Below are 26785 nucleotides of genomic sequence, written 5' to 3'. Positions count from 1 at the left end.
TAATGTCGCTTAAGGAGGCGAAACCGGTGGCTCTCAATTTTCATCAGCTGCATATCTTCCATACCGTTGCCGAAAAAGGAAGCTTCTCGGCGGCGGCGCAGGCGCTGCACATGACGCAGCCTGCCGTGACGATGCAGGTGCAGTCGCTCGAGGAGCTGCTCGGGACGAAGCTGCTGCTGCGGAGCACGAAGCGCATCGAGCTGACCGACGCCGGCAGCGTGCTCATGCCGTACGCCCGGCGGAGCATGGACCTCATCCGCGAGGCCGAAGGCGCGATGGCCCGTTACGCCAGCGGCCTCAAGGGCCGGCTGCAGCTCGGCGCGAGCCTGACGATCGGCGACTACATCCTGCCGCGGCTGCTCGGTCCTTTCAATCGGGAGCATCCCGACATCTCGATCCGGATGAAGGTGATGAACACGACGCAGATCATGGACCACATCCAGAACCATCAGCTCGACTTCGGCTTGATCGAAGCGCCGATCACCCATCCCGACCTGCAGACGGAGCCGGTGCTGAGCGACGAGCTGCAGCTCATCGTCGGCCGCCGCCATCCGCTCGCGGGACGAGGCGAGGTGACGCTGGCGGAGGCGATCGGGTACCCGCTCGTGCTGCGCGAGGAGGGCTCCGGCACCCGTCAGGTGATGGAGGATCAGATGACGCTGCAGGCGATCCATCCGCAGGATCTGCAGATCGTCATGGAGCTCGGCAGCACGGGGGCGGTCAAGTCGGCGGTCGAGGCGGGCATCGGCATGTCGTTCGTATCGGCCTCGTCGATCAAGCATGAGCTGTCGCTCGGCCTGCTGGAGACGGTCCGGATCGTCGACGCCGACTTCAGCCGCAAGTTCTATTCCATCTATCTCAAGTCGGCGGTGCTGCCGCTGCCGGCCGTCTCGCTGCTGAATTTCCTGCGGGGGAGGGACCTGAGCCAGTGGCTGTGATTCGAGCGGATCTGCATGCGCATACGAACGCCTCCGACGGCGTCGACTCGCCGGCGTCCGTCGCGCGGATGGCGGCCGAGGCCGGACTCGATGCGCTGGCGATCACCGATCACGATACGATGGCCGGCGTCGAGGAGGCGGTCCGCGAAGGGAAGCGGCTCGGCCTGCTGGTGCTGCCCGGCATCGAGCTGAGCGCTTCCGAGGACGGCATCGACATTCATGTGCTCGGCTACGGCATGGACGCCGACGATCCGCTCTGGCGCGAGCGGCTGCTGCTCCAGGGCAGCGCGCGCACGCGGCGCAACGAGCGGATGGTCGAGCGGCTGCAGGCGCTCGGCATCGAGCTTACGCTCGAGGAGGCGATGGAGGCCGCTCGGGCGGCCGGCGCGGAGCCGGCCAGCCTCGGCCGCCCGCATCTGGCGTCGGTGCTCGTCGCCAAAGGAGCGGCGGCGAGCATCCGCGATGCGTTCGACCGATATCTCGGCGAAGGCGCTCCGGGATATGCGGCGCTGCCGCGCATCGCGCCGGAGGAGGCGGTCGAATGGATTATCGAGGCGGGCGGCGTCCCCGTGCTCGCCCATCCGGGCCTGTACGGCCGCGACGACATCGTGAAGCGGCTGGCGTCCGGCGGCCGCCTCGCCGGCATCGAGACGAGCCATCCGAGCCATGACGAACGGCAGGAGCAGCGCTACGCGGCGATCGCGGATCGGTTCGGCCTGTTCGCGACGGGCGGCTCCGACTATCACGGGAATCGCGGAGGAGAGCAGCGCCACAGCGCGGTCGGGGCCAAGACCGCCGATGCCGCTCCGCTCCTGGAGCGGCTCGCGGCGCGGCTGTAGGCTAGGCCCCGCTGGACGCCGTCTGCTTGACGGGCGGAAGCCGTCGATGCCGCCGTCGATGCCGCCGTCGATGCCGCCATCCGCGGCGACAGCAGGAACAAAAAAGCATCCCCCGGGTCCATTCACGGACCTGGGGGATGCTTTTTTGTTTTTCGCGTATCAGCTTTTGATCGTCGACGGCAGCGCCTTGATGCGCTCCTCGTCGGGGGTGATGAACAGCGTTTTCTGCCGGTCGTAGATGACGAATCCGGGCTTGGCGCCGCTCGGCTTGTGCACGTGGCGGATCAGCGTGTAGTCGACCGGGATCATGCTCGAGCCTTGGGCCTGGCTGTAGTGGGCCGCCAGCATCGCGGCTTCCTCCAGCGTCGGATCGCCGAACTCGGCCGCGCGGATGACGACGTGGGAGCCGGGGATGTCCTTCGTATGCAGCCAGGTGTCGCCGGAGGCGGCCAGCTTGTTGGTCAGATGCTCGTTCTGCGTATTGTTCTTGCCCACATAAATCGGCAGCCCCTCGGAGGAGGTGTAGCAGAGCAGCGACGGACGGGCCGGCTTCTTGCGCTTGGCGCCGCGCTTCTCTCGCGCGCGCAGGTAGCCTCCGGCGACGAGCTCGTCGCGGATCTCCTCGACATCCTGCAGGGAGGCGGAGCCGAGCTGCTGCAGCAGCGAGTCGAGGTAGCGGATCTCCTCGCGCGCCAGCTCCATCTGCTCCAGCACCGCGCCGGTGCTGTTGCGGGCTTTGGCGTAGCGGCGGAAGTACCGCTGGGCGTTGTCCGACGGGCTCAGCTGCGGATCGAGCTCGATGTCGATCTCGGCGCCGTTCTCGTCATAGTAGTCGACGACGGTGACCGAGCGGTCGCCTTTTTGGAACGAATGCATGTACGTCGTGAGCAGCTCGCCGAGCTTGCGGTGCTTGTCCGCGTCCTTGGCTTCTTCAAGCGTCGCGGCTTGCTTCTCGAGCTTCTTGACGTTTTTGGCGCGTTCGTTGTGCAGGAACTGCAGCATGTCGGAGACGCGCTGCTTGACGGCGTCGCGGCCGGCCTTGTCGCCGTAGTACGCCTCCAGGCACTCGCTGATGGTGGCGAACGCTCGGCGCTCGCCGGCGGCATGAGTGAGCGGAGTGATCGAAAAGAGCGCCTTGCCGTCCGGCTGCTCGACGATGCCCGGCTCGTCGTCATGATCGCGCGCGGCGTTCAGGAACCGGTCGAACTCCGTCCACAGCGCCTCGGCCGGGTCCGTGCCCGCCGCCTTGGAGGCGCGGTAGGCGAGCTCGCGGCCGAGCAGCGGGCTGAAGCCGCTGAAGGCGGCGACGAGCCGCTTCTCCGGCGCGGGCGCGGGACGCGGCGCCTCGGCATCCGCGTCGGCGCGGGCCTCGACCGCTTCCAACGCGGCTTCGAACTGCTCCCGGGTGACGATGCCGAGCGGGTCCTGCTTGCCTTGCTCCGGCGGAGCCGTGTAGCGGGAGCCGGGCATGACGATGCGGTAGGCGCTGATCGCCGGCGTGACATGGTGGATGCCGTCGTGGATCGTACCGCTGGCGGAGTCGGTCAGGATGATGTTGCTGTGGCGGCCCATCAGCTCGACGATGATCGTCTTGAGCGACAGGTCGCCGAGCTCGTCGCGCTGGCGGATCTCGATGTGCAGGACGCGCTCCATGCCGATCTGGCGGATCGACTCGATCTGGCCGCCTTCGCAGTATTTGCGGAGCAGCATGCAGAACATCGGCGGCTCCATCGGGTTCTGATAAGTCCGCTCGGTCAGATGGACGCGCGGGTAGGTCGGGTTGGCGGACAGCAGCAGCCGCTTGCCGCCGCCGGCGCCGCGGGTCTGCAGCACGAGATCGTGGGCAGAGGGCTGGTGGATCTTATGGATGCGGCTGCCGACGAGCTGCTGCAGCTCATGCGCGGCGGCGCGCAGGACGAATCCGTCTAGGGCCATGTCGGGTCGTTCTCCTTTTTGCGAATGGGCGCGGCGTGCGGAAGAGAAGAAGCGCCGGGCGCGCGCGGATGGATGGATCGATGCGTCCTCAAGTGTACCACACCCTGCGGCGCATGGCATCCGGCAGCCTGGCCGGCTCGCCGGACAAGGGATAATTCGGAGATTGTCCTCATATAGTGTCCTAGAGCCTTGCGGATGCTGGCGGCAGCATGAGTGCGGGCAGCGGGAGGGAGAAGAGTCGAATGGAAAATACGAATTGGCATCGGCTGTCGGAAGAAGAGCTGCTGGCCCGGCTCGGCTGCTCGCCGGAAAGCGGGCTGGCTCCGGACGAGGCGGCGAGGCGGCTCGCGGAGCATGGCCGCAACGAGCTGTCGGAGGGCGAGAAGCTGTCGCCGGCCAAGCTGTTCCTGAATCAGTTCAAGGACTTCATGGTGCTCGTGCTGATCGGCGCGACGCTGATTTCCGGCCTGCTCGGCGAATACCTCGACGCGATCACCATTTTGGCGATCATCGTCATCAACGCCGTGCTCGGCTTCATCCAGGAGTTCCGCGCCGAGCGCTCGCTGCGGGCGCTCAAGGAGCTGTCGGCGCCGACGGCGCATGCGCTGAGGGGAGGGAGCATCGTCTCCGTGGCGGCGAGCGAGCTCGTGCCGGGAGATATCGTGCTGCTGCAGAGCGGAGATCGCGTGCCGGCCGACCTGCGGCTGCTGAGCGCGAACGGCTGCCAGGCCGAGGAATCCGCCCTGACCGGCGAGTCCGTGCCGGTATCGAAGCATGCCGATCCGATCGACGAGGACGATCTGCCGCTCGGCGACCGGCGCAACATGGCCTTCCTCGGCACGCTGCTGACCAGCGGCACCGCGCGCGGCGTCGTCGTGCGCACGGGGATGGGCACGGAGATGGGCAAGATCGCCGACCTCATCCAGCAGACGGAGGAAATGGAGACTCCGCTGCAGCGCCGGCTCGAGCAGCTCGGCAAGATTCTGATCGTCGTCGCGCTCGGCCTGACCGTCATGGTCGTCGTCGCCGGCATCCTGCACGGCCAGCCGGCCTACGGCATGTTCCTGGCGGGCGTCAGCCTCGCGGTGGCGGCCATCCCGGAAGGGCTGCCCGCGATCGTCACCGTCGCGCTCGCGCTCGGCGTGCAGCGGATGATCCGGCGCAAGGCGATCGTGCGCAAGCTGCCTTCGGTCGAGACGCTCGGCTGCGCGTCGGTCATCTGCTCCGACAAGACCGGCACGCTGACGCAGAACAAGATGACGGTGACCCGGGTATGGACTGGCAGCCGCGAGCTGGAGGTGACCGGCGAGGGCTATGTGCCTCAGGGAGGCTGCTTCGACGGCGGCAAGCCGGTCGAGGCCAAGGACGACGCGTCGCTGCGGCGCGTGCTGCAAATAGCGGCGCTGTGCAACAACGCCGTGCTGCAGCGGACGGCCGAGCCGGCCGCTGCGGTCCGCTCGAGCGCGCCGGAGCCGGAGGAGGCGTGGGAGCTGAAGGGCGATCCGACGGAGGGCGCGCTCGTCGTGCTGGCGGCGAAGATGGGCCTTTCCGCCTCCTCCTTGGAAGGGCTGTACAAGCGGGAGCAGGAGTTCCCGTTCGACTCGGAGCGCAAGCGCATGTCGGTCGTCGTCAGCCATCAGGGCGGCCGCCTCGCTTGCGTCAAGGGCGCGCCCGATCTGCTGCTGGAGCGCTGCGCGTACATCCTCTGGGACGGCAAGGTCGTGCCGTTCACCGGCACGCTCCGCACGAAGGTGCAGCAGGCGCAGGAAGCGATGGCGCAGTCGGCGCTGCGCGTGCTCGGCCTCGCCTATCGCGAGCTCAAGCCGCACGAGAGCTGCGAGACGGCGGAGGAGGCGGAATGCCAGCTCGTCTTCGCCGGCCTCGCCGGCATGATCGACCCGCCGCGCCGCGAGGTGCAGGCCGCGATCGCGACCTGCCGCCGCGCCGGCATCAAGACGGTGATGATCACCGGAGACCATCAGCTGACGGCCGAGGCGATCGCCGCGCAGCTCGGCATCATGCCGCGAGGCGGGCTGTCGGTCAGCGGGCGCGAGCTCGCCGCGATGTCGGACGAGGAGCTCGACAAGGTCGTCGACAACATCTACGTCTACGCCCGCGTCTCGCCGGAGCACAAGCTGCGCATCGTCAAGTCGCTGCAGCGCAAGGGCCATGTCGTGGCGATGACCGGCGACGGCGTGAACGACGCGCCGGCGATCAAGGCGGCCGACATCGGCATCGCGATGGGCATCTCGGGCACCGACGTGTCCAAGGAGGCGTCCTCGCTCGTGCTCGGCGACGACAATTTCGCCAGCATCGTGTCGGCGATCGAGGAAGGGCGCAGCATCTACGAGAACATCCGCAAGTTCATCCGCTACCTGCTCGCCTCCAACGTCGGCGAGATCCTGACGATGTTCCTCGCGATGATGGCGGGCCTGCCGCTGCCGCTGCTGCCGATCCAGATCCTGTGGGTGAATCTCGTCACCGACGGACTGCCGGCGATGGCGCTCGGCGTCGACCAGGCGGAGAACGACCTGATGACGCAGAAGCCGCGTTCGGCGCGCGAGAGCATCTTCGCCCGGCGGCTCGGCTGGAAGATCGTCAGCCGCGGCATCCTGATCGGCGTCTGCACGCTCGGCGCGTTCTGGATCACGCTGAGGAGCGCTCCGGAGGGAGCGGCCGGCCTCGCTCTTGCGCAGACCGTCGCTTTCGTCACGCTCGTCATGGCGCAGCTGATCCATGTGTTCGACTGCCGCAGCTCGCGCTCGATCTTCCATCGCAACATCCTGCAGAACAAGTACCTCGTGCTCGCCGTGCTCTCGTCGCTCGGCCTCATGCTGGCCGTCCTGTACGTGCCTGCCTTGCAGCCGATCTTCAAGACGGTGCCGATCGGACTGCGCGAATGGTGCCTCTCGCTCGTCGCCGCCGGCATCCCGACGTTCGTCATGGGCATCGGCAGCGTGCTCGGCTCGTCCAAGAAGCGCAAGCCGAAGTCGCGCATCAGCTACACGAGCGGCGGCAGCCAGCCTTCGCTCCGCTGACCATCGGCCGCTCCTCTGGGCTCCGCTCCGCGCGGACGCTCGGGGGAGCGGCTTTTTCGCTTAAAAGTGCAAATCTTCGACGCATTTGGGAATAGCGTGCCGGACCCGGATGAGCTATGCTAAAGAAATCGTCAACAGGCGGCGGTGCCGCCGTTCCCTACCTTTACTTCCACCATTCAAGGAGCGTGCATAGAGATGCAATTCACCAAAATGAACGGACTCGGAAACGACTTCATCGTCGTCTACGGCGAGCGCGACCTGCCGGCCGGCGTGGACAAGCTGGCGGTGGAGCTGTGCAACCGCTACTTCGGCATCGGCGCCGACGGGCTCGTCTACATCCTGCCGTCGGAGCGCGCGGACTTCCGCATGCGCATCATCAACTCGGACGGCTCCGAGGCGGAGCAGTGCGGCAACGCGATCCGCTGCGTCGCCAAGTACGTCTACGACCACGGCCATGCCGACAAGGAGTCGCTGACGATCGAGACGCTCGGCGCCGGCGTGCAGCAGGTCGAGCTGACGACTCGGGACGGCAAGGTCGAGCTCGTGCGCGTCGACATGGGCGAGCCGATCCTGAGCGGCCTGCAGGTGCCGACGACGATCGACGCCGAGCGCGTCGTCTCCCACCCGATCGAAGCGGGCGGGCGCGAGTTCCGCTTCACCGCCGTCTCCATGGGCAACCCGCATGCGGTCATCTATGTCGACGACGCGGCATCGTTCGACCTCGCCGAGTGGGGGCCCAAGCTGGAGACGCATCCGATGTTCCCGCGCAAGACGAACGTCGAGTTCGTCACGGTGAACAGCCGCGAGCAGGCGGACATGCGCGTCTGGGAGCGTGGAGCGGGTCCGACGCTCGCCTGCGGCACCGGCGCCTGCGCTACGCTCGTCTCCTCCGTGCTGAACGGCCTCACCGACCGCAAGGCGGTCGTCTCCCTCAAGGGCGGCGACCTGCATATCGAGTGGAGCGAGAGCGACAATCATGTGTACATGACCGGTCCGGCGGCGGAAGTGTTCCGCGGCGAGCTGTAAGGGCGCGCCGATCCGGCCGGGCAGGCGGGCCAGCCGGCGGACGCCTCGCGCGAGCCGACAGGCAGCTGCGGCCGAATGAACAAAACCCCCTCCGTCTTCGCAGGAAGACGGAGGGGGTTTTTCTTGCGTCTGGCGGCGACGAGAGGCCCGCGCAGGCGGCTCCCGAAAAAGCTCAGCTCCCGGCCCGCGCCGCGGCGGCTTCCGCCGCCGCGCTCGGCCCGGACTCCAGGTAGGCGATGCCGAGCCCGCCGGTAACCGGGTTCTCGTAGATCTGGCAGTCCACCTCGAACACCTCGGAGATGATCTCGCGGGTGAGGACGCTGCGGGGAGGCCCTTCGGCGTAGATGCGGCCTTGCTTGACGAGATAGAGATGATCGCAGTAGGCTGCGGCCAGCTCCAGGTCGTGCAGCGCCGCCAGGACGCCGATGCCGAGCGACTTCACGAGCGAGAGAATCTGCAGCTGGTACTTGATGTCCAGATGGTTGGTCGGCTCGTCCAGGACGAGGAAGCGGGGCTGCTGGGCCAAGGCGCGGGCGAGGACGACCCGCTGCTTCTCGCCGCCGGACAAGGAGAGGAAGCTGCGTCCGGCCATCGGCAGCATGCCGACCGTGAGCAGCGCCTCCTCCACGAGGCGCTCGTCTTCCGCGCTGTCCGCGTCCAGCAGCTTCTTATGCGGCGTCCGGCCCATCATGACCATCTCGCGCACGGTGAAGTCGAAGCTGAGCTCGTTGAACTGGCCGACGACGCCCATCATGCGGGCGACGGTCTTGGGCGAGGCGCGTAGCACGTCGGCGCCGCCGAGGACGACGCTGCCGGCGGACGGCTGCACGACCTTGTAGATGCTCTTGAGCAGAGTCGACTTGCCGCAGCCGTTCGGCCCGATCAGGCCGACGAAGCGGCCGTCCTCGACGCGGAGGCTTACGCTTTTCACGATGTCGGCGCGCGCCAGCGTTACGGATACGTCGTTCACATCGAGCTGCATGTCATTTCCCTCCGAACTCGTAGCCTTTTTTGATGAGCATGTACATGAACAGCGGGGCCCCGATCAGCGCCGTGATGATGCCGATCGGCAGCTCGACCTTCGGGATGGCGGTGCGGGCGATGATGTCGGTCCAGATCAGGAACAGTCCGCCCGCCCAGATCGACAGCGGCAGCAGCCGGCGGTGGTCCGAGCCGACGGCGGCCCGGACCATGTGCGGGATGATCAGGCCGACAAAGCCGATCATCCCGCAGCTCGAGACGAGGACGCCGGTCAGCAGCGCCGTGGCGATCAGATAGAAGCGGCGATGCCGGTTGAGGTTGACGCCGAGCGTGACGGCCGCCTCCTCGCCAAGCAGCATCGTATTGAGGATGCGCGACTGCAGCAGGAAGAACAGCGCCGCCAGCAGCACCGCCGCCGCGACGAGCGGGAGGCGGTCCCATTTGGCCGCCGCGAGGCTGCCCATCGTCCAGAAGGTGACGGTGCGGATGCCCTCCGTGTTGTTGGCGAAATAGATGATGGAATTGGCGAACGCCGTGCAGAGCGCATGGATGACCATGCCCGACAGCACGAGCTTGGCGGAGGTCATCCGGCTGCCGATGCCGGACAGGGCGAGCACGAGCACGGAAGCGCCGATCGCGCCGGCGAACGCCCAGAAGGCGAGGCCGAGCTGTCCGAGCACGCCTCCGGCTCCGAAGCCGATCATGATGGAGAAGGTGGCGCCGAGCGAGGCGCCCGACGAGATGCCGAGAATGTACGGATCGGCGAGCGGATTCTGGACGGACGCCTGCATGATCGTGCCGCACAGGCTGAGTCCGGCTCCGACGAGGAGCGCGAGCAGCACGCGGGGAAAGCGGATCGTCCAGATGATGTTGGCGTTCGGCCCGCTCAGGATGTCGGCGGAATCGCCGATGGTCAGGCCGAACAAGCGATGGGCGAGAATCTGGAACGACTGTCCGAGCGGGACGTCGACCTGTCCGAGCGAGACGGCGATGCCGATGGACAGCAGCGTGAAGCCGGCGAGCAGCAGCTGCAGCAGGGCGAAGCCGGCCTTGCCGGAAGGCAAGGCGGCGAAGCGGCGTTTGGGAACGGCAGAGGGCATGGACAAGCGGATCGATCCTTTCTCCAGAAGCGATAGACTCGGGATGAAGCTATCTATCGAGAGTAAATGAGAACGATTATCGTTGTCAACATTAGAAAAAAGAGTTGACAAGGGGAGTCTCCGAGGCGAAAATGATAATCATTCTCAATAAACTCACGACAAAAGGGGTCTATTCATGAACGCTTCCACATCCGTTTCCGCCCGCTTCAAAGCCGGCTCCATCCTGCTCGCGACATTGCTGCTGTCCGCCTGCTCGGCGAACGGGGACAACGCTCCCGCCTCTTCGGCCACGCCGTCTCCATCCTCGGCTCCGCCGGCCGCCTCCGCGTCTCCGTCGCCTGCCGCCGCCAAGACGGCGTATCCGCTGACGATCCAGAACTTCACGCTGAAAGCGGAGGGCGGAGAGTGGGAGGCCAAGGATCAGACCTTCGACAAGGCGCCCGAGCGCGTCGTCGTCAATACGCAGCCGATCGCCGAGCTGATGATCAAGCTGGGTCTCGCGGACAAGCTGGTCGGCGTCGCCGCCCTCTACGGGGAGCTGGATCCGGAGGTGGCCGAGGCGTTCGCCAAGGTGCCGGTGCTGTCCAAGGATTATGTGAGCAAGGAGCCGGTCGTGGCGGCCGATCCGGATCTGGTCATGGGCCGCGGCGGCCTGTTCGCCGACGCGGACTGGGGCGTAGGCACGGTGGACGGCCTCAACGAGCTCGGCATCAACACCTTCGTGAACACGACGAGCATCAAGGGCGCGACGCTGGACAGCCTTTACGACGATGTCGACAAGATCGGACAGATCTTCGATGTCCAGGAAAGCGCGGCCGCCCATGTGGCGAAGCTGAAGGCCCATGCGGAGTCGATCAAGCAGGCGTATGCCGCGCAGGACGAGCTGACCTTCGCCTTCGCCTCCGATCCGGGAGAGGGCGCGATCGCTCCGTACAGCGGCATCACCGATACGTTCCAGGCCGACGCGCTGAGCCTGCTCAAGCTGAAGAACGGCTTTGCCGACATGCCTTCGGACGAGGCCAGCGTCGAGGAGCTCGTCGCCTTGAACCCCGACGTGCTGCTCGTGACGATCTACACGGGCTCGCCGGCCAAGGAGAAGACGCTCGAGTCGTTCTACGCCAACGAGGCGCTCAAGGACATCTCCGCCATCAAGAACAAGCGCGTCTACTTCATCGACTTCAACGCGTACTGGGGCTACGGCGACCAGATCTTCGCCGCCGTCGAGAAGCTCGGCAAGGAGCTTCATCCGTAATCGCCAAGCGCGTGGCGCGGCGCATCTGCTTTGTCGGCCCTCTCCCCATGCGGGAGAGGGCTTTTCCGCTTTTTGCGGCTGTCCCGCCAATAGCCGAAAAAGCGCGCGAATCGCCCTTTCGCTCCGGATTTCGCATTGTGCCTTGTTCGCGGACCGATTATCGATTAGAATAGGTACACGAATGCCCGCCCGGCCGCAGCCGGAGCGGACAGGGCAAGCGGGAGCGGGCTGCCCGCGAGCGGCGGCCGGAGTTTGGGCCGTGGAATTTGTGTCAACACTAGTTGCAATGGTTCTGCCCATTGCCAGAGGATGGACCCGGAGACAGGCGTCCGATCCTGTTCCATATCGTCCGGAGGGAGAACCTGACATGGCTATCAAGCTCATCAATATCGGCTTCGGGAACATCGTATCGGCGAACCGGATCATCTCGATCGTCAGCCCGGAATCGGCGCCGATCAAGAGGATCATCCAGGAGGCGCGCGACCGCCACATGCTGATCGACGCGACCTACGGCAGGCGTACTCGCGCGGTCATCATCACGGACAGCGATCATGTCATCCTGTCGGCAGTCCAGCCGGAGACGGTCGCGCACCGTCTGTCCGCCAAGGACGACGATCACGACGAATAATAGCGGGGAGTACTATGAACAAGGGATTATTGATTGTATTGTCCGGCCCTTCGGGAGTCGGCAAGGGCACGGTCTGCTCGGTGCTCCGCCACAAGATGCCGGAGCTCGTCTACTCCGTCTCGGCCACGACGCGCTCGCCGCGCCAGGGCGAGACGGACGGCATCAACTATTTCTTCAAGTCGCGCGACCAGTTCCAGGAGATGATCGCGCGCGGAGCCATGCTGGAGCACGCGGAGTACGTCGGCAACTACTACGGCACGCCGCGCGATTTCGTCGAGCAGACGATCAACAGCGGCAAGGACATCATCCTCGAGATCGAGGTGCAGGGGGCGCTCAAGGTCAAGGAGACGTTCCCGCAGGGCGTCTTCATTTTCCTGATGCCGCCTTCGCTCGACGTGCTCAAGCAGCGCATCGTCGGCCGCGGCACCGAGAGCCAGGACGTGATCGACTCGCGCATGTCGGTCGCCGCCGAGGAGATCGGACTCATCCGCTACTATGACTACGCGGTCGTCAACGACGAGATCGAGGCTGCCTGCCACCGCATCCAGAGCATCGTCACGGCCGAGCACTGCCGCAAGGAGCGCTTCCTCGCCAATCTGCCGGAGACCGTGAAGACCGCCGCATCCGAAAAAGCCTGAACGGAGTGATTCGAACGATGTTGTATCCATCCATTGACGAAATGATGAAGAAGGTCGACAGCAAGTATTCTCTGGTCGTAGCGGCAAGCCGCCGCGCGCGCTCCCTGCGCGACGGAGAGAAGAGCGAGCTCAAAGGGGCCAAGTCCCATAAGCAGGTCGGCGTCGCTCTCGAGGAGATCTACCACGATCTTCTGCAGGTCGAGCAGCGCAACGAGGACTAGCCGGCTTTTCGGATCGGTCCGCCTGGCCCCTCGGCCCGGCGGAGCCAGCAGCCGCATAGCGCATGAATTAACAACCCTTGCGGTTGTTATTTTTTTATCGCCAGGCAAAACAGGCAGATAGCAGAAAGGAGCTGCGGACATGCTACGCGGCAAAACGATCCTACTCGGCGTCACCGGCGGCATCGCCGCCTACAAGGCGGCCGCCTTGTGCAGCAAGCTCGTGCAGAAGGGCGCCGAGGTCCATGTCATCATGACGGAATCGGCGGTCCGCTTCATCGCGCCGCTCACGCTGCAGACGCTCTCGCGCCACCCGGTGCATCTCGATACGTTCGACGAGAAGGATCCGGCCGTCGTGACGCACATCGACCTCGCGGACCGCGCCGACCTCATCCTGATCGCGCCGGCGACGGCGAATTCGCTGGCCAAGCTGGCCGCAGGGCTCGCCGACGACATGCTGTCGACGACGCTGCTCGCGGCGACGGCGCCGATCATCGCCGCGCCTGCGATGAACGTGCACATGTACGAGCATCCGGCGACGGTCGCCAACATGGAGACGCTCGGCCGGCGGGGCGTTCGCTTCCTCGATCCGGGCACGGGCCAGCTTGCCTGCGGCTATGTCGCCAAGGGACGGCTCGCCGAGCCGGAGGAGATCGTGCTCGCGGTCGAGAAGTTCTTCGCCTCGCGGACGCTGCTGGCCGGCAAGCGGCTGCTCGTCACGGCCGGCGGCACGGTGGAGCGCTTCGATCCGGTGCGCTACCTGACCAATGATTCCTCCGGCAAGATGGGCTTCGCGATCGCGGAGGCGGCACGCGACATGGGCGCCGAGGTGACGGTCGTCGCCGCCCGCACGGACGTGCCGGCGCCCGGCGGCGTGGAGCTCGTGCGCGTCGAGTCGGCGGAGCAGATGCTGGAGGCGGTGCTGTCCCGCTATGCGGAGGCGGACATCGTCGTCAAGGCGGCCGCCGTCGCCGACTACCGGCCGGTCGAGCGCCATGCCTCCAAGCTCAAGAAGTCGGCCGGCACGCTTACGCTGGAGCTGGAAAAAACGACGGACATCCTGGCGGAGCTCGGCCGCCGCAAAAGCGGCCAGTTCCTCGTCGGCTTCGCGGCGGAGACCGAGCGGCTGGCGGAGCATGCGATGGACAAGCTGCGCCGCAAAAACTGCGATCTGATCGTCGCCAACGACGTGACGATGGAAGGCGCGGGCTTCGGCGGCGATACGAACGCGGTGCAGGTGTTCGACCGGGACGGCGCGGCGCTTTCGCTGCCGGTGCAGAGCAAGCGCGAGACGGCCGAAAGGCTGCTCGGACTCGTCGCCTCGCGGCTCGGAGGCGCGTCGCCGGAGGGCTCGCGATGAGCCGCGTCGCCGGCGTCATCGTCGACGTGCCGAGCCGCAGCACGGACCGGCCGTTCAGCTATGCCGTGCCGGCGGACATGCGGGCGTGGATCGAGCCCGGCAGCCGCGTCGGCGTGCCGTTCGCCGGCCGCACGCTGCAAGGGTTCGTCGTCAGCCTGGCGGACGAGCCTCCGGCCGAAGGCCCGGCCAAGCTCAAGCCGATCGCGGAGCTGCTCGATCCGCTGCCGCCGCTGCTGCCGGATCTGGTGGAGCTGGCGCGGTGGATCAGCGAGAAATATTGCTGCACATGGACGGCGGCGCTGCAGGCGATGGTGCCTTCGGCGATCAAGGGCAAGGCGGAGCGGCATCTGCGGCTGGCAGAGGGCGCAGACGAGCCGGCTGCCGAAGCTGCGGCCGAGTCGGCTGCGGCGCGGTCCGATGACGGCCGGCCGGAGGCGTTTTGGGCCATGCCGGGAGAGGCGGCTCCGGAGCTGCCGCCGTCCGAGACGCTGCCGCAGGAGCTCGTCCGCGAGCTGCGCCGCCACGGCAGCCTGAAGCTGGAAGCGGCGCGGCAGCGATGGCCGGAGGCGGGCGGCGCGATCAAGCGCGCGCTCGCGCAAGGCGTGCTGATCGAGGAGACGTCGATCCGCGACCGCATCGGCGTGCGCACGCAGCTCACCGTCTATCCGCCGCTGGACCGCGAAGCGGCGCAGGCGGCGCTGGAGGCGCTGCCCGGCACGGCCAAGCGGCAAAAGGAGCTGCTCCTTTACGTGCTCGCGCTCGAAGGGCCGGTGACGCTGCAGGCGATGCTGGCCGACACCGGCGCCAGCGCCTCGTCGGCCAAGGCTTTGGCGGACAAGGGCTACATCCTCGTCGAGGAGGCGGAGCAGCAGCGCGACCCGTACGCCGGACGCGAGTTCCGCCGCTCCGAGCCGCTGCCGCTGACGGACGCGCAGCGCGAGGTATTCGTGCGCATCCGGGATGCGGTGGAGCGGACGGCTCCCGCGACGTTCCTGCTGCAGGGAGTGACCGGCAGCGGCAAGACCGAGATCTACATGCAGTCCATCCAGCGCGCGCTGGAGCTCGGCCGCGAGGCAATCGTGCTCGTGCCCGAGATCTCGCTGACGCCGCAGATGGTCGAGCGCTTCAAAGGCCGCTTCGGCGACGAGGTGGCCGTCCTGCACAGCCGCCTCTCGAGCGGCGAGCGCTACGACGAGTGGCGGCGCATCCGCCGCGGCGGCGCCAAGGTGGCGATCGGGGCGCGCTCGGCGGTGTTCGCTCCGTTTGCCCGGCTCGGCCTCATCGTCATCGACGAGGAGCATGAGTCGAGCTACAAGCAGGAGGAGACGCCCAAATACCACGCCCGGGACGTCGCCGTGCAGCGGGCCCGCCAGCACGGCGCCGTCGTCGTGCTCGGCTCGGCGACGCCGTCGCTGGAGACGTACGCGGCCGCGGCGCGGGACGGGGCGGGCGGCGCGCTGCTGCGCCTGTCCGAGCGCGCCGTCGCCAGCGCTCTTCCGCCCGTGACGGTGACCGACATGCGCGACGAGCTCAAGAGCGGCAACCGCTCCATGTTCAGCCGCGCGCTGCACGAGGCGCTGCAGGCGCGGCTCGAGCGCGGCGAGCAGTCGGTGCTGCTGCTGAACCGGCGCGGCTACTCGACGTTCGTCATTTGCCGCTCCTGCGGCTATACGGCGCTCTGCCCGCACTGCGACATTTCGCTCACCTACCACCAAAAGACGCGGGCGATGCGCTGCCATTACTGCGGCCATGCGGAGCTCGCGCCGAGCGCCTGCCCGTCCTGCGAGAGCGAGCAGATCCGCTATTTCGGCGCGGGCACGCAAAAGGTCGAGGAGGAGCTGGCCAAGCTGTTCCCCGGCATCCGCGTCATCCGCATGGACGTCGACACGACGACGGAGAAGAACGCGCATGAAAAATGGCTCAAGCTGTTCGGCGAGCGCAAGGCCGACGTGCTGCTCGGCACGCAGATGGTCGCCAAAGGGCTCGACTTCCCTTATGTGACGCTCGTCGGCGTCATCGCGGCGGATACGTCGCTCAACCTGCCCGACTTCCGGGCGGCGGAGCGGACGTTCCAGCTGCTGACGCAGGTGGCCGGGCGCGCGGGGCGCCATCATCTGCCGGGAGAGGTCATCATCCAGACGTACAACCCGGAGCATTATGCGGTCATCGCCTCGCAGCGGCATGATTACGAGGGCTTCGTCGCGGAAGAGATGAAGCATCGCCGGATGATGGGCTATCCGCCGTTCTGCCGGCTCATCCTCGTGACGATGTCCCATGAGCAGCTCGCGACGCTGTCGGCGGCGAGCGACCGCTTCGCCCGCCGGCTGATCGAGCTGGCCGGCCAGCGCGGCGTGCTGCAGCCGCTGCACGGCAGCGGCGCGCGGGCGCTCGAGCTGCTCGGTCCGGTCGCCTCGCCGATTTCCCGCATCAAGGACCGGTACCGGTTCCAGTGCATGGTCAAATACCGCGGAGCGGTGCCGGCCGCCGAGCTCGTCTCGGAGGCGATCCGGCAGGCCGAGGCCGAGGCGCCGCGCAGCGGCGTGCTGTTCAGCGTCGATGTCGATCCGCATATGATTTTATAACGTTCGATTTCATCCAAGGAAGGTGCATGCCTCATGGCAATCCGTCTTATCGTTCAAAATCCCGACCCCGTCCTGCGCGAGGTCGCCAAGGAAGTCACGAAGTTCAACGCCAACCTGCACAAGCTGCTGGACAATATGGCCGATACGATGTACCACGCCGAAGGCGTCGGACTCGCCGCGCCGCAGATCGGCATCTCCAAGCGCGTCATCGTCGTCGATGTCGGAGACGACAACGGGCTGATCGAGATGGTGAACCCGGAGATCGTCGAGCGCGAGGGCGAGCAGTTCGGTCCGGAGGGCTGCCTGAGCATCCAGAACCTGAACGGCGACGTGCGCCGGGCGAACAAAATCCGCGTGCGCGGCCAGAACCGCGACGGCGAGACATTCGAGCTGGAGGCGGAAGGCTTCCTCGCGCGGGCGTTCCAGCATGAGGTGGATCATCTGAACGGCATCCTGTTCATCGACCTCGCGGAAGAGCTGTACGACGGCTCCGCGCGCGACCGCCGCGAAGGCGAGGAGTGAGGCCGATGCGCGTCGTATTCATGGGCACGCCGGAGTTCGCCGTGCCTTCGCTGCATTGGCTGATGGGCGAGGAGGCGAAAGCGCTCGGCGTCGAGGTCGTCGGCGTCGTCTCCCAGCCCGACCGTCCGAAGGGACGCAAGAAGGAGCTCGCGCCGACGCCGGTCAAGGCGGCCGCGCTGGAGTACGGGCTGCCCGTGCTGCAGCCGGAGCGGCTGCGCCGCGCGGAAGCGGTCGAGGAGCTGAAGGGGCTTGCGCCGGAGCTGATCGTGACGGCGGCGTATGGCCAGATCCTGCCGCTGTCGGTGCTGGAGATGCCGCGCCTGGGCTGCATCAACGTGCACGGCTCGCTGCTGCCGAAGTACCGGGGCGGAGCGCCGATCCAGCGTTCGATCATGAACGGCGAGGACAAGACGGGCGTGACGATCATGTACATGGCCGAAGGGCTCGACACGGGCGACATGATCAGCCGCGTCGAGGTGCCGATCACGGACGCCGACGACTCCGGCACGATGTTCGCCAAGCTGAGCGAGGCCGGCGCGCGGCTGCTCGCCGAGACGCTGCCGGAGCTGCTTGAGGGACGAGCTCCGCGCGTGCCGCAGGATGACTCGCAGGCGACGCATGCGCCGAACCTGACGCGCGAGGACGAGCGCCTCGACTGGACGCGCGGCGCGCGCGAGCTGTGGCTGCAGGTGCGCGGCCTGTCGCCGATGGCCGGCGGCTTCACGCTGCTCGGCGGCGAGCCGTTCAAGGTGCGCGCCTGCGCGCCCGAGGACAAGCCCGGGCCGGCAGGCGCGGCGCCGGGGCAGGTGCTGGATGCCGGGCCGGACGGCATCCGCGTCATGACCGGCAGCGGCGTGCTGCGGCTGACGGAAATTCAGCCGGCCGGCAAGCGGGCGATGCCCGCTGCCGAATGGCTCAAGGGTGCCCGGCTCGCAGCGGGCACCGTGCTCGGCGCGCCCGCGGCGGAGCCGGGCGCGGCAGACGCGGCCGCCGGCGAAGGCGGCCGCCGATGAGCGGCGGCCCGCAAGGCGGCCGCCGCCAGGGCGCGGCGCCGGGCAAAGCCGGCGCCGCAGGCGCGTCCCGCCGGGGCGCTGCTCCCGGCGGCAAGCCGCGCGCCGCGCAGCCGCCGGCGCGGAGGCGCCGCAGCGCGCGCGAGCTCGCGCTGGACGCGCTCGTCCGCGTCGCGACGAGCGGCGCGTACAGCAACCTGCAGCTGCATCACGCGCTGCAGGAGGCCGAGCTGTCGCGCGCCGACGCCGGGCTCGCGACCGAGCTCGTCTACGGCACGCTGCAGCGGCAGCTGACGCTCGACCGCTGGCTGCGCCAATTCGTGGCCAAAGGCTTCGCCAAGCTGGAGCCATGGGTGCTGTCGCTGCTGCGGATGAGCCTGTACCAGCTCGTCTACCTCGACCGCGTGCCGCCTCATGCGGCGGTCAACGAGGCGGTCGAGATCGGCCGCCGCCGCGGACATGCCGGCATCGCGGGCATGCTGAACGGCGTGCTGCGCAGCGCCGTCCGCCAGCTGCCGCAGCTCAAGGCGGAGGACTTCGCCTCCGAGCCGGATGCCGCGCGGCGGCTGTCGCTGCGTCATTCCTACCCGGAATGGCTGGCCGAGCGGTGGATCGCGGCATACGGCGAGGACACAGCCGAGGCGATGATGAGCGCCGGCAACGAGGCGCCGCAGGGCAGCCTGCGCGTCAACCGGCTGCGGCTCTCGCCGCAGCAGGCGCTGGAGCGGCTGCGGCAGGCGGGGCTCGACGCCCGTCCGTCCGCCGCCGCCCCATGGGCGGGCGTCGTCGTCGACCGCGGCGGCAATCTGGCCGGCACGGACGGCTATACGGAGGGGCTCTGGTCGATCCAGGACGAGAGCTCGATGATCGTCGCCGCCGCGGCCGCGCCTCAGCCCGGCTTCCGCGTGCTCGACTGCTGCGCCGCTCCGGGCGGCAAGTCGGCGCATCTCGGCGAGCTGATGGACGGGCGCGGCGAGATCGTCGCCAACGACCTGCATCCGCATAAAAAGGCTCTCGTCGAAAGCCAGGCCGCCCGCCTCGGCCTCGGCCTCATCCATGCGGTCGCCGGCGATGCGGTGGAGCTGCCGGAGCATTTCGCGCCCGGCTCGTTCGATCTCGTGCTGCTCGACGCTCCATGCTCCGGCCTCGGCGTCATCCGCCGCAAGCCGGAAATCAAATGGACCAAGTCGCCGGCCGACATCGAGGCCATCGCCGCCGTCCAGGAGCGTCTGCTGGACGCGGCGGCCGAGCTCGTGAAGCCCGGCGGCACGCTGCTCTACAGCACCTGCACGATCGCCGGCGAGGAGAACTCCGCGCAGATCGCTTCCTTCCTGGAGCGGCATCCGGCGTTCGCGCTCGATCCGGCCGGCTGGCCGGAGTCCGTGCTCGCTCCTCTGCGCGCCGCCGGCATCGGCGACGCGGATGCCGGCCGCTTCGACGGCTCGCTGCAGCTGCTGCCGCATCATTTCGGCAGCGACGGCTTCTATATCGCCCGCTTGCGCCGGGGAGATCACCGCTAGCCTTCCTCGCTCCGACCGTCGGAGCGAGGTTTTTTTTGCGCGCCTGAGGCCGCGCGCCGGCGCCGCAGCCGTCGCTTTCCGCGCTCGCGAACCGGTTCGCGAGCGCTTTTTCATTGGCGCCTCGGAGCGGTTTATATTAAACTATCGTAAAAGGAAAGCTCGCGAAGACCGCTTACAGGAGAAGATGCGCATGAAGAGCAAGTTCCGCCGGAGCATCCGATATTTGTCCACGCTGCTCGGCCTTTACGGTTTCGGCATGATCATTCATTTCTATATCCAGGCCTCGGCGCTCGGCTTCGACGCCGGCGCCGCCTGGGACTGGGCGGCCGGACAGCTGCCGATGTTCTTTTGGGGCAGCACGTTTTTCTTTTTCCTGCTGTGCGGGGCGGCGGCCTTGTTCCGCAACGTGTACGGAGGCTCGCTGCTCGTCGGCGCCGTCGCCGGCCTGACCGGCCTGGCCGTTTACGAAAAGATGAAAGCGACCGGGGAGCCGCTGTTCCCTTGGGATCTCATGCAGCTGAAGAACATGTCCGAGATGGTCTCGATGGCCGACGGCCTGTTCTCGCCGGTCGTGCTCATCCTCACCGCGCTCGTGCTGGCCGGCCTCGGCTGGCTCATCTTCAAGCTTCCGAAGCTGCGTTTTCCGCTCGTGCTGCGCGTCGCGCTCGCCGCCGCGTCGATCACGGCGGTCGCGCTGTTCGTGCAGACCGCAGGGGGCAAATATCCGGCGCTGCTCGACAAGCTCAGCTACCAGAACATTTTCTGGGATCAAAAGGCGAACTACCGCTACAACGGGTTCGTGCTCGCCTTCGCCTCCAACCTGAACCAGACGCTGATCGACGAGCCGGAAGGCTACGGGAGGGAGGCGGTGGAGGCCATCGCGGAGCGCTACGGCTCGCTGCCCGAGGCTCCGCCGGCGGCATCGCCGTCCGAGCCTCCGAACATCGTGTTCGTCATGAACGAGGCGCTGTTCGACGCGACGCGGCTGACGGAATACAAGCTCGCCGAGGATCCGCTGCCGTTTTGGCATGGCGCGCAGCAGTCCCGGCCGTCGGGCTACGTCCTTTCTCCTGAATTCGGCGGCAGCACGGCGAACGTCGAGTTCGAGGCGCTGACGGGGCTGTCGATGTCGCTGCTTCATGACGGCGCGGTGCCGTTCCAGCAAAATCTGACGAAGCAGACGGATCTGCCCTCGGTCGTGAGCATCCTCAAGAGCCGGGGCTACGACGCGCTCGCTCTCCACCCGTACGACAAGACGTTCTACAGCCGCAACCAGGTCTATCCGATGCTCGGCTTCGAGCGGTTCATCGGGCAGGACGACATGAAAAACCGCGAGTGGCTCGGCTCGCGCAGCTATCTGTCCGACATGGCGGCGATGAAGGAAGCGGCGCAGGAGCTGGAGAAGGCGGACGGCAAGCCGTTGTTCCTGCATCTGGTCACGATGCAGAACCATTACCCGTATACGAACAAGGAGATCCACGGCGGCAACTCGATCGAGGCCGAAGGCGTCGATCCGGCGCTGAAGGACCAGCTGGAGACGTACGTCGAGGGCATCAAGCAGACGGACGGCGCGCTCCGCTACCTGAACGAAGCGATCCAGAAGTTGGACCGGCCGACGCTCGTCGTGCTCTGGGGCGACCATCTGCCGGGGCTTCCGGCGAAAATCTACGAGGATGCCGGCTGGACCGACGAGCGCCTGCGCCATGAGACGCCGCTGCTGCTGCTGGCCAACTACGAGCTCGGACGCGAGCCGCTCGGGACGATCAGCCCGTCGTTCGCCGGACCGCTCGCGCTGCGTTATGCGGGACTTCCGCAGCCGGCTTTCTACAAGCTGCTCGAGGCGGTGCGGCAGCAGCTGCCCGGCCTCGGCAAAAAGGTGACGCTGGGCGCCGGAGGCGCGGCGCTCGACAAGGCGGCGCTGACGGAGGAGCAGCAGCGCCTGCTGGACGACTACCGCATGATCCAGTTCGACCTGCTCGAAGGCCAAGGGTACGCCAAGGAGCTGCTGTTCGGGGAAGGAAGCTAAGGCGGGAGCAAGGATGGACGGAGCGGCGGCTCCGTCCTTTCTTGTTGCGCCGGGCCGTCTCGAGCCGGCTTCTTCCGCCCGTCCTCGCGCGGGCGGCCAGCGGCAGCGAGCCCGGGCCAGGCATGGCTGTGGTCTTGGAATGGACGTTTGTGGTAAACTAGAGCGACGAGCGTCCTGCGGAGGCAGTGCCGGACGGCGCTCCAAGAACGATGAAATGAGATGAAGCATTGAGATGAAAGCATTCGATCAGCCTTATATCGTGGAAACACCCTTTATATATGACTATTCCCTGGAGCAGCTGCAGGACTGGATGAAGGAGCAGGGAGAGCCCGCCTTCCGGGCCGGCCAGCTGTTCGACTGGCTCTATGTCAAGCGCGTCTCCTCGTTCGACGAGATGACGAATCTGCCGAAGCCGCTGAGGGACAAGCTGGCGGCCTCGTTCCAGTTCATCACCCTGAACGAGATCACCCGCTTCGAGTCCAAGGACGGCACGGTCAAGTTCCTGTTCGGCCTGCATGACAACCATGCGATCGAGACGGTCATCATGCGCCACAACTACGGCAACAGCGTCTGCGTCACGACGCAGGTCGGCTGCCGGATCGGCTGCACGTTCTGCGCCTCGACGCTCGGCGGCCTCAAGCGCAACCTGACGTCGGGCGAGATCGTCGCGCAGGTCGTCAAGGCGCAGCAGATGCTCGATCCGGAGGATCAGCGGGTGTCGAGCATCGTCATCATGGGCTCCGGCGAGCCGTTCGAGAACTACGAGGCGACGATGGCGTTCCTGCGCATGATGATCCATCCGAAGGGACTGAACATCGGCCAGCGCCACATCACCGTCTCCACGAGCGGCATCGTGCCGAGCATGTACAAGTTCACGGAGGAGAACACGCAGATCAACCTCGCGATCTCGATCCATGCCCCGAACGACGAGCTGCGCTCCAAGCTGATGCCGGTCAACCGCCGCTATCCGTTCCAGGAGGTCATCGACGCCTGCCGCAACTACATCGCCAAGACCGGGCGCCGCATCACGTTCGAGTACGCGCTCATCGGCGGCACGAACGACCGTCCCGAGCATGCGCAGGAGCTCGCCGAGGTGCTGCAGGGCATGCTTTGCCACGTCAACCTCATCCCGGTCAACCATGTGCCGGAGCGCAAGTACGTGCGCACGCCGCGGGAGGATATTTTCGAGTTCCAGCGCATTCTCGAGAAAAACGGCATCAACGCGACGATCCGTCGCGAGCAGGGCCATGACATCGCCGCTGCCTGCGGGCAGCTTCGAGCGAAACATATGGAACTAACGTAACGAGGTGACGGGATGTTGACAGTGAACCGCAGTGATATCGGCCGCATCCGGATGGCCAACGAGGATCGTTCCTGGGCAGGCGTGACGGCCGGAGGGCTGACGCTTGCGATCGTGGCCGACGGCATGGGCGGCCATCAGGCCGGCGACGTCGCCAGCCAGCTCGCCGTCGACGCCTTCCGCGAGGCGATGGAGCCGCTTCCGGCGGGGGTATCCGCCGACGAGGCGAGCCGCATGCTGCAGGAGGCGATCCGGCGCGCCAACGAGGTCGTGTACGACATGGCGTCCCGCAACGAGCAGTACCACAACATGGGCACGACGGTCGTCGCGGCCCTGTTCGTCGAGGACAGCCGCCTCATCCTCGGCCATATCGGCGACAGCCGCGCGTACCGGATCTCGGAGCAGGGCATCGCCCAGCTGACCGAGGACCACACGCTCGTCAACGAGCTCGTGCGCTCCGGCCAGATCAGCTTCGAGGAGGCGGCCCATCATCCGCGCCGCAACGTGCTGACGCGGGCGCTCGGCACCGACGAGGAGGTGGAGCTGGACGTCCGGATGCTCGACTGGCAGCCGGGCGACATCCTGCTGCTGTGCAGCGACGGCCTGAGCGGCATGCTGGACGACAGCGAGCTGCTGCAAGTGGCGGGAGAGGCCGGCCTGAGCCTCGAGGCCAAGGCGGACCGCCTCATCTCGCTCGCGCTCGCCGCCGGCGGAGACGACAATATCACGGTAGTCCTGATGCAATCCGGCGCCGCAGCGGACGGGGAGGAGTGAGGACTTCATCATGATCGGAAGAGAACTAGGGGGCCGCTACGAGATTCTGACGCGCATCGGCGGCGGGGGCATGGCGCTCGTCTACAAGGCCCATGACCTGCTGCTCAGCCGCAACGTCGCGGTCAAGGTGCTGCGGCAGCAGTACGTGCACGACGAGGAGTTCATCCGCCGCTTCCGGCGGGAAGCCCAGTCGGCGGCGGCGCTGTCCCATCCGAACGTCGTCAGCATCTACGATGTCGGCCAGGAAGAAGAGATCCACTATATCGTCATGGAATGCGTCGACGGCCAAAACCTCAACGAGGTCATCCAGGAGCGCGCGCCGCTCCAGGCGGACGAGGCGGTGCGCATCGCGGCGCAGATCGCCGACGCCCTCGACCATGCCCATCAGAACCATATCATCCATCGGGACATCAAGCCGCACAACATCCTGATCGGCAAGAACGGCCGCGTCAAGGTGACGGACTTCGGCATCGCGCGCGCCGTCACCTCGTCGACGATCACCCAGACGGGCTCCGTCATCGGCTCGGTGCATTACTTCTCGCCGGAGCATGCCAAGGGCGTCAGCGCCGGCGAGAAATCCGACATCTACTCGCTCGGCATCGTGCTCTATCAGATGGTGACCGGCAAGCTGCCTTTCCTCGGAGAGAGCCCGATCAGCGTCGCGCTCAAGCATCTGCAGGAGCCGCTGGAGGATCCTCGCACGGTCAATCCGCTTGTGCCGCAGAGCGTCGAGAACATCATCATCAAGGCGCTGCGCAAAAATCCGTCCGAGCGCTACCGCTCGGCGGGCGAGATGCTGGAGGATCTGGAGACGGCGCTGTCGCCTGCGCGCCGCAACGAGCCGAAGCTGCAGTTCGGCGGCGGCGACTTCGACGAGACGCGCGTCATGCCGGCGATCCGGCCGGGCCTCGGGCTCAAGGAGCCGGTCCGTGCGGGCGCAGAGCCGCCTCCGCTGCCGGAGGACGGACAGGCGACCGCTCGCCAGGAGGCCGTCGACGAAGAACAGGACGAGGAGCCGGCGCGCCGGCGCGGCTGGGTGAAGCCGCTCGTCATCGTGCTCTCGACGCTGGCCGTGCTGGCCGTCGTCTACGGCGTGTTCCGGCTCGTCTCCGGCTCGCTCGACGTCGCGGAGGTCGACGTGCCTTATGTCGTCGGCATGACCGAGACGGACGCCAAAGCCGCGCTCGAGGCAAAGGGGCTGCTGCTGGAGGAGCCGTCCATCCGGGCGTTCAAGCCGGACGTGCCGAAGGATCAGGTATTCGCCCAGTCCAAGTCCAACATGCGCGTGAAGACCGGCTCGAGGGTCCGGCTGTCGATCAGCGACGGGCCTGAGCTCAAGCAGCTCGGGGACTACAAGGGGCAGAAGGCCTCCGACGTCGTCGCGGCGCTTCGGGCGCTCGGCTTCCCGGAAGGATCGATCCGCCTGAACGAGGTCGCCGACGATTCGGCGGAGCCGGGCGTCGTGCTGAGCCAGGAGCCGGGCGCGAACAGCCAGCTTGATCCGCTCGTCGATACGGTGACGCTGACCGTCAGCAAAGGTCCGGAGACGGTGAAGATGCCGGATCTCGTCGGCAAGACGACCGAGGAGGCCCGCAAGCTCATCGCGGACGCGGGCTTGCAGCTTCGAGAAGACAACATCGTCAAGGAAGGCAGCTACAGGCCGGAGGGCGAAGTGCTCTCGCAGTTCCCTTACGATGCCGGCAGTCCGGCCCGCAAGGGCGAGCAGGTGTCGATCACCGTCAGCTCGGGCCTGCCGAAGGACGCGCTGGAGTACACGTTCGACCTGCTCATCTCTCCGGCTCGGGCCGGCAAGGCGAGCGAGATCCGCATCGTCTACACCGACGCGACCGGCAAGGACATCGAGGCCCACAAGCGCGCGATCAAGGATACGCGCAGCTTCCCGGTGAAGGTCGTGCTCGCGCCGAACACGGAGGCGTTCGTCAGCGTCTACCGCGACGGCCAGCTCGCCGACACGTTCTCCCGCACTTACGACGAGGTGAAGAGCGGCGCCGACAGCGGTCCGACGACCGTGCCGGGTTCCGAGCCGAGCCCGCCGCCTGTCGCCTCGCCGGAAACGAGCCCGTCGGCCGATCCGAACGCGGCCGCGAGCCCCGACGGGCAGAGCGACGGCCAGGAGACCGCATTCGGCAGCGGCGACGGGGAGGACGGACACGATGACTAAGGACGGCTCGGCCCGCGAGGGCCAAGGACTGATCGTCAAAGCTCTGAGCGGCTACTATTATGTGGCGGAGGACGGCGGCTCGGAGCAGCCGATCCAATGCCGCGCGCGCGGCATTTTCAAGAAGCGCGGCGAGTCGCCGCTCGTCGGCGATCGCGTCGACTTCAGCGTCAGCGGCACGGGAGAAGGCACGGTCGAGGCGATCCATCCGCGGACGACGGAGCTCGTGCGGCCGCCGGTCGCCAACGCCGATCTGGCCGTGCTCGTCTTTTCGGTCACGGAGCCTTCGCTCAGCCTGACGCTGCTGGACAAGTTCCTCGTGCACATCGAGCATGCGGGGCTGGAGGCGGTGCTCTGCCTCAGCAAGCAGGACTTGTCGGAGGAGGGCCGCAAGGAGGCGATCGAGGCGGCGGAGACGGTGCAGCGGATCTACGGACGCATCGGCTACCGGGTCATCGGCACGAGCTCGCGTCAAGGCTCCGGCCTCGAGGAGCTGCGCGGGACGCTCGAAGGGCGGCTCGCGCTGTTCGCCGGACAGTCCGGCGTCGGCAAGTCCTCGCTGCTCAACGCGCTGCTGCCCGGGCTCGAGCTGGAGACGAGCGAGATCAGCGCCCGGCTCGGCCGCGGACGGCATACGACCCGGCACGTCGAGCTGGTGCGCGTCGGCAGCGGCCATGTAGCGGATACGCCGGGCTTCAGCCAGCTCGATTTTCAGGAGCTCGGCATCGAGGACCTCGGCTACGGCTTCCGCGAGTTCCGGGCGCTGTCCGCAGGCTGCAAGTTCCGGGGCTGCACGCATACGCATGAGCCGGACTGCGCCGTGCTGGCGGCGCTGGCGGCGGGCGAGGCGGCGCAAAGCCGGCATGACAGCTACGTCCAGTTCCTGGGCGAGATGAAAGAGAAAAAGCGGAGGTACTGA

General features: G+C 67.0%; 21 protein-coding genes. 18 read left to right on the top strand and 3 right to left on the bottom strand.

Translation table 11 applies throughout. The features are described from left to right. Positions 1-26 precede the first annotated feature (26 nt). Both H582_RS0100500 and H582_RS0100495 read left to right on the top strand, forming a co-directional pair. The gene (locus tag H582_RS0100500; protein WP_028596905.1) at positions 27-938 is read left to right on the top strand and encodes a selenium metabolism-associated LysR family transcriptional regulator; all 912 of its coding nucleotides are present in this window, start codon (positions 27-29) and stop codon (positions 936-938) included. Next, positions 929-1777 (top strand): PHP domain-containing protein, encoded by an 849-nt coding sequence (locus tag H582_RS0100495; protein WP_028596904.1) that lies wholly within the window; start codon positions 929-931, stop codon positions 1775-1777. The genes H582_RS0100500 and H582_RS0100495 overlap by 10 nt, the downstream gene beginning before the upstream one ends. A gap of 159 nt (positions 1778-1936) precedes the next feature. Here H582_RS0100495 and H582_RS0100490 read toward each other — a convergent pair whose 3' ends face one another. Further along, entirely contained in the window at positions 1937-3712 is a 1776-nt protein-coding gene (locus tag H582_RS0100490; RefSeq protein ID WP_028596903.1) for an Rqc2 family fibronectin-binding protein, read from the bottom strand. Positions 3713-3954: 242 nt separating this feature from the next. Here H582_RS0100490 and H582_RS0100485 point away from each other — a divergent pair, with 242 nt between their 5' ends. Both H582_RS0100485 and dapF read left to right on the top strand, forming a co-directional pair. Further along, complete coding sequence (locus H582_RS0100485; RefSeq protein WP_028596902.1) at positions 3955-6750, top strand: calcium-translocating P-type ATPase, SERCA-type; 2796 nt, start codon at positions 3955-3957, stop codon at positions 6748-6750. A 195-nt stretch (positions 6751-6945) separates the two neighbouring features. Then, the gene (dapF, locus tag H582_RS0100480; protein WP_028596901.1) at positions 6946-7776 is read left to right on the top strand and encodes a diaminopimelate epimerase; all 831 of its coding nucleotides are present in this window, start codon (positions 6946-6948) and stop codon (positions 7774-7776) included. 172 nt (positions 7777-7948) lie between these two features. On the opposite strand, the gene H582_RS25375 is transcribed toward dapF, so the two are convergent. Together H582_RS25375 and H582_RS0100470 are read right to left on the bottom strand one after the other, a co-directional pair. After that, positions 7949-8758: an ABC transporter ATP-binding protein gene (locus H582_RS25375; RefSeq protein ID WP_052332841.1), complete on the bottom strand. Its 810-nt coding sequence runs from the start codon at positions 8756-8758 to the stop codon at positions 7949-7951. 1 nt (position 8759) lies between these two features. After that, on the bottom strand, positions 8760-9857 hold the full coding sequence (locus H582_RS0100470; protein ID WP_052332889.1) for a FecCD family ABC transporter permease: 1098 nt from the start codon (positions 9855-9857) through the stop codon (positions 8760-8762). A gap of 175 nt (positions 9858-10032) precedes the next feature. Between H582_RS0100470 and H582_RS0100465 the strand changes: the two genes are divergently transcribed. The 14 genes from H582_RS0100465 to rsgA all read left to right on the top strand — a co-directional run bounded on the left by H582_RS0100465 (position 10033) and on the right by rsgA (position 26785). Beyond that, the gene (locus H582_RS0100465; protein WP_028596899.1) at positions 10033-11109 is read left to right on the top strand and encodes an ABC transporter substrate-binding protein; all 1077 of its coding nucleotides are present in this window, start codon (positions 10033-10035) and stop codon (positions 11107-11109) included. A gap of 367 nt (positions 11110-11476) precedes the next feature. Continuing rightward, the gene (remA, locus tag H582_RS0100460) at positions 11477-11737 is read left to right on the top strand and encodes an extracellular matrix/biofilm regulator RemA (RefSeq protein ID WP_006036475.1); all 261 of its coding nucleotides are present in this window, start codon (positions 11477-11479) and stop codon (positions 11735-11737) included. 14 nt (positions 11738-11751) lie between these two features. Continuing rightward, a complete protein-coding gene (gene gmk / locus H582_RS0100455; protein ID WP_043110725.1) occupies positions 11752-12375 on the top strand; it encodes a guanylate kinase in 624 nt (207 codons plus the stop codon). 17 nt (positions 12376-12392) lie between these two features. Next, positions 12393-12596, top strand: coding sequence for a DNA-directed RNA polymerase subunit omega (gene rpoZ / locus H582_RS0100450; protein WP_028596897.1), 204 nt, complete (start codon positions 12393-12395; stop codon positions 12594-12596). A 139-nt stretch (positions 12597-12735) separates the two neighbouring features. Beyond that, positions 12736-13953 (top strand): bifunctional phosphopantothenoylcysteine decarboxylase/phosphopantothenate--cysteine ligase CoaBC, encoded by a 1218-nt coding sequence (coaBC, locus tag H582_RS0100445; RefSeq protein ID WP_028596896.1) that lies wholly within the window; start codon positions 12736-12738, stop codon positions 13951-13953. Then, complete coding sequence (gene priA / locus H582_RS0100440; RefSeq protein ID WP_028596895.1) at positions 13950-16535, top strand: primosomal protein N'; 2586 nt, start codon at positions 13950-13952, stop codon at positions 16533-16535. The genes coaBC and priA overlap by 4 nt, the downstream gene beginning before the upstream one ends. A 33-nt stretch (positions 16536-16568) precedes the next feature. Continuing rightward, positions 16569-17057: a peptide deformylase gene (gene def / locus H582_RS0100435; protein ID WP_028596894.1), complete on the top strand. Its 489-nt coding sequence runs from the start codon at positions 16569-16571 to the stop codon at positions 17055-17057. A gap of 5 nt (positions 17058-17062) precedes the next feature. Then, positions 17063-18070 carry a methionyl-tRNA formyltransferase gene (fmt, locus tag H582_RS25370; RefSeq protein WP_052332840.1) on the top strand — a complete coding sequence of 336 codons (1008 nt, stop codon included), beginning with the start codon at positions 17063-17065 and terminating at the stop codon, positions 18068-18070. Next, positions 18067-19587 (top strand): 16S rRNA (cytosine(967)-C(5))-methyltransferase RsmB, encoded by a 1521-nt coding sequence (gene rsmB / locus H582_RS25365; RefSeq protein ID WP_084136433.1) that lies wholly within the window; start codon positions 18067-18069, stop codon positions 19585-19587. Before fmt ends, rsmB begins: the two co-directional genes overlap by 4 nt. A gap of 190 nt (positions 19588-19777) precedes the next feature. Continuing rightward, on the top strand, positions 19778-21613 hold the full coding sequence (locus H582_RS25360) for an LTA synthase family protein (RefSeq protein WP_164820190.1): 1836 nt from the start codon (positions 19778-19780) through the stop codon (positions 21611-21613). 232 nt (positions 21614-21845) lie between these two features. Further along, positions 21846-22916 (top strand): dual-specificity RNA methyltransferase RlmN, encoded by a 1071-nt coding sequence (rlmN, locus tag H582_RS0100415; RefSeq protein ID WP_052332839.1) that lies wholly within the window; start codon positions 21846-21848, stop codon positions 22914-22916. A gap of 12 nt (positions 22917-22928) precedes the next feature. Continuing rightward, positions 22929-23687 carry a Stp1/IreP family PP2C-type Ser/Thr phosphatase gene (locus H582_RS0100410; RefSeq protein ID WP_028596892.1) on the top strand — a complete coding sequence of 253 codons (759 nt, stop codon included), beginning with the start codon at positions 22929-22931 and terminating at the stop codon, positions 23685-23687. 10 nt (positions 23688-23697) lie between these two features. Then, entirely contained in the window at positions 23698-25869 is a 2172-nt protein-coding gene (gene pknB / locus H582_RS0100405) for a Stk1 family PASTA domain-containing Ser/Thr kinase (protein WP_028596891.1), read from the top strand. Beyond that, positions 25862-26785: a ribosome small subunit-dependent GTPase A gene (gene rsgA, locus H582_RS0100400; protein ID WP_028596890.1), complete on the top strand. Its 924-nt coding sequence runs from the start codon at positions 25862-25864 to the stop codon at positions 26783-26785. Before pknB ends, rsgA begins: the two co-directional genes overlap by 8 nt.

This window comes from Paenibacillus pasadenensis DSM 19293 (genome assembly GCF_000422485.1).
GTDB lineage: Bacteria > Bacillota > Bacilli > Paenibacillales > Paenibacillaceae > Paenibacillus_O > Paenibacillus_O pasadenensis.
Note: the sequence above shows the minus strand (reverse complement) of the source record. Positions and strands in the feature narration are given on the sequence as shown.

Excerpts from the sequence above, each read along its gene's own strand:
- remA (WP_006036475.1), top strand. The coding sequence starts at position 11,477 with ATGGCTATCAAGCTCATCAATATCGGCTTCGGGAACATCGTATCGGCG.
- H582_RS0100465 (WP_028596899.1), top strand. The coding sequence starts at position 10,033 with ATGAACGCTTCCACATCCGTTTCCGCCCGCTTCAAAGCCGGCTCCATC.
- rsmB (WP_084136433.1), top strand. The coding sequence starts at position 18,067 with ATGAGCGGCGGCCCGCAAGGCGGCCGCCGCCAGGGCGCGGCGCCGGGC.
- priA (WP_028596895.1), top strand. The coding sequence starts at position 13,950 with ATGAGCCGCGTCGCCGGCGTCATCGTCGACGTGCCGAGCCGCAGCACG.
- H582_RS25360 (WP_164820190.1), top strand. The coding sequence starts at position 19,778 with ATGAAGAGCAAGTTCCGCCGGAGCATCCGATATTTGTCCACGCTGCTC.
- H582_RS0100485 (WP_028596902.1), top strand. The coding sequence starts at position 3,955 with ATGGAAAATACGAATTGGCATCGGCTGTCGGAAGAAGAGCTGCTGGCC.
- pknB (WP_028596891.1), top strand. The coding sequence starts at position 23,698 with ATGATCGGAAGAGAACTAGGGGGCCGCTACGAGATTCTGACGCGCATC.
- H582_RS0100490 (WP_028596903.1), bottom strand. The coding sequence starts at position 3,712 with ATGGCCCTAGACGGATTCGTCCTGCGCGCCGCCGCGCATGAGCTGCAG.
- H582_RS25375 (WP_052332841.1), bottom strand. The coding sequence starts at position 8,758 with ATGCAGCTCGATGTGAACGACGTATCCGTAACGCTGGCGCGCGCCGAC.
- fmt (WP_052332840.1), top strand. The coding sequence starts at position 17,063 with ATGCGCGTCGTATTCATGGGCACGCCGGAGTTCGCCGTGCCTTCGCTG.
- rlmN (WP_052332839.1), top strand. The coding sequence starts at position 21,846 with ATGAAAGCATTCGATCAGCCTTATATCGTGGAAACACCCTTTATATAT.
- coaBC (WP_028596896.1), top strand. The coding sequence starts at position 12,736 with ATGCTACGCGGCAAAACGATCCTACTCGGCGTCACCGGCGGCATCGCC.
- dapF (WP_028596901.1), top strand. The coding sequence starts at position 6,946 with ATGCAATTCACCAAAATGAACGGACTCGGAAACGACTTCATCGTCGTC.
- rpoZ (WP_028596897.1), top strand. The coding sequence starts at position 12,393 with ATGTTGTATCCATCCATTGACGAAATGATGAAGAAGGTCGACAGCAAG.
- rsgA (WP_028596890.1), top strand. The coding sequence starts at position 25,862 with ATGACTAAGGACGGCTCGGCCCGCGAGGGCCAAGGACTGATCGTCAAA.
- H582_RS0100410 (WP_028596892.1), top strand. The coding sequence starts at position 22,929 with ATGTTGACAGTGAACCGCAGTGATATCGGCCGCATCCGGATGGCCAAC.
- def (WP_028596894.1), top strand. The coding sequence starts at position 16,569 with ATGGCAATCCGTCTTATCGTTCAAAATCCCGACCCCGTCCTGCGCGAG.
- gmk (WP_043110725.1), top strand. The coding sequence starts at position 11,752 with ATGAACAAGGGATTATTGATTGTATTGTCCGGCCCTTCGGGAGTCGGC.
- H582_RS0100470 (WP_052332889.1), bottom strand. The coding sequence starts at position 9,857 with ATGCCCTCTGCCGTTCCCAAACGCCGCTTCGCCGCCTTGCCTTCCGGC.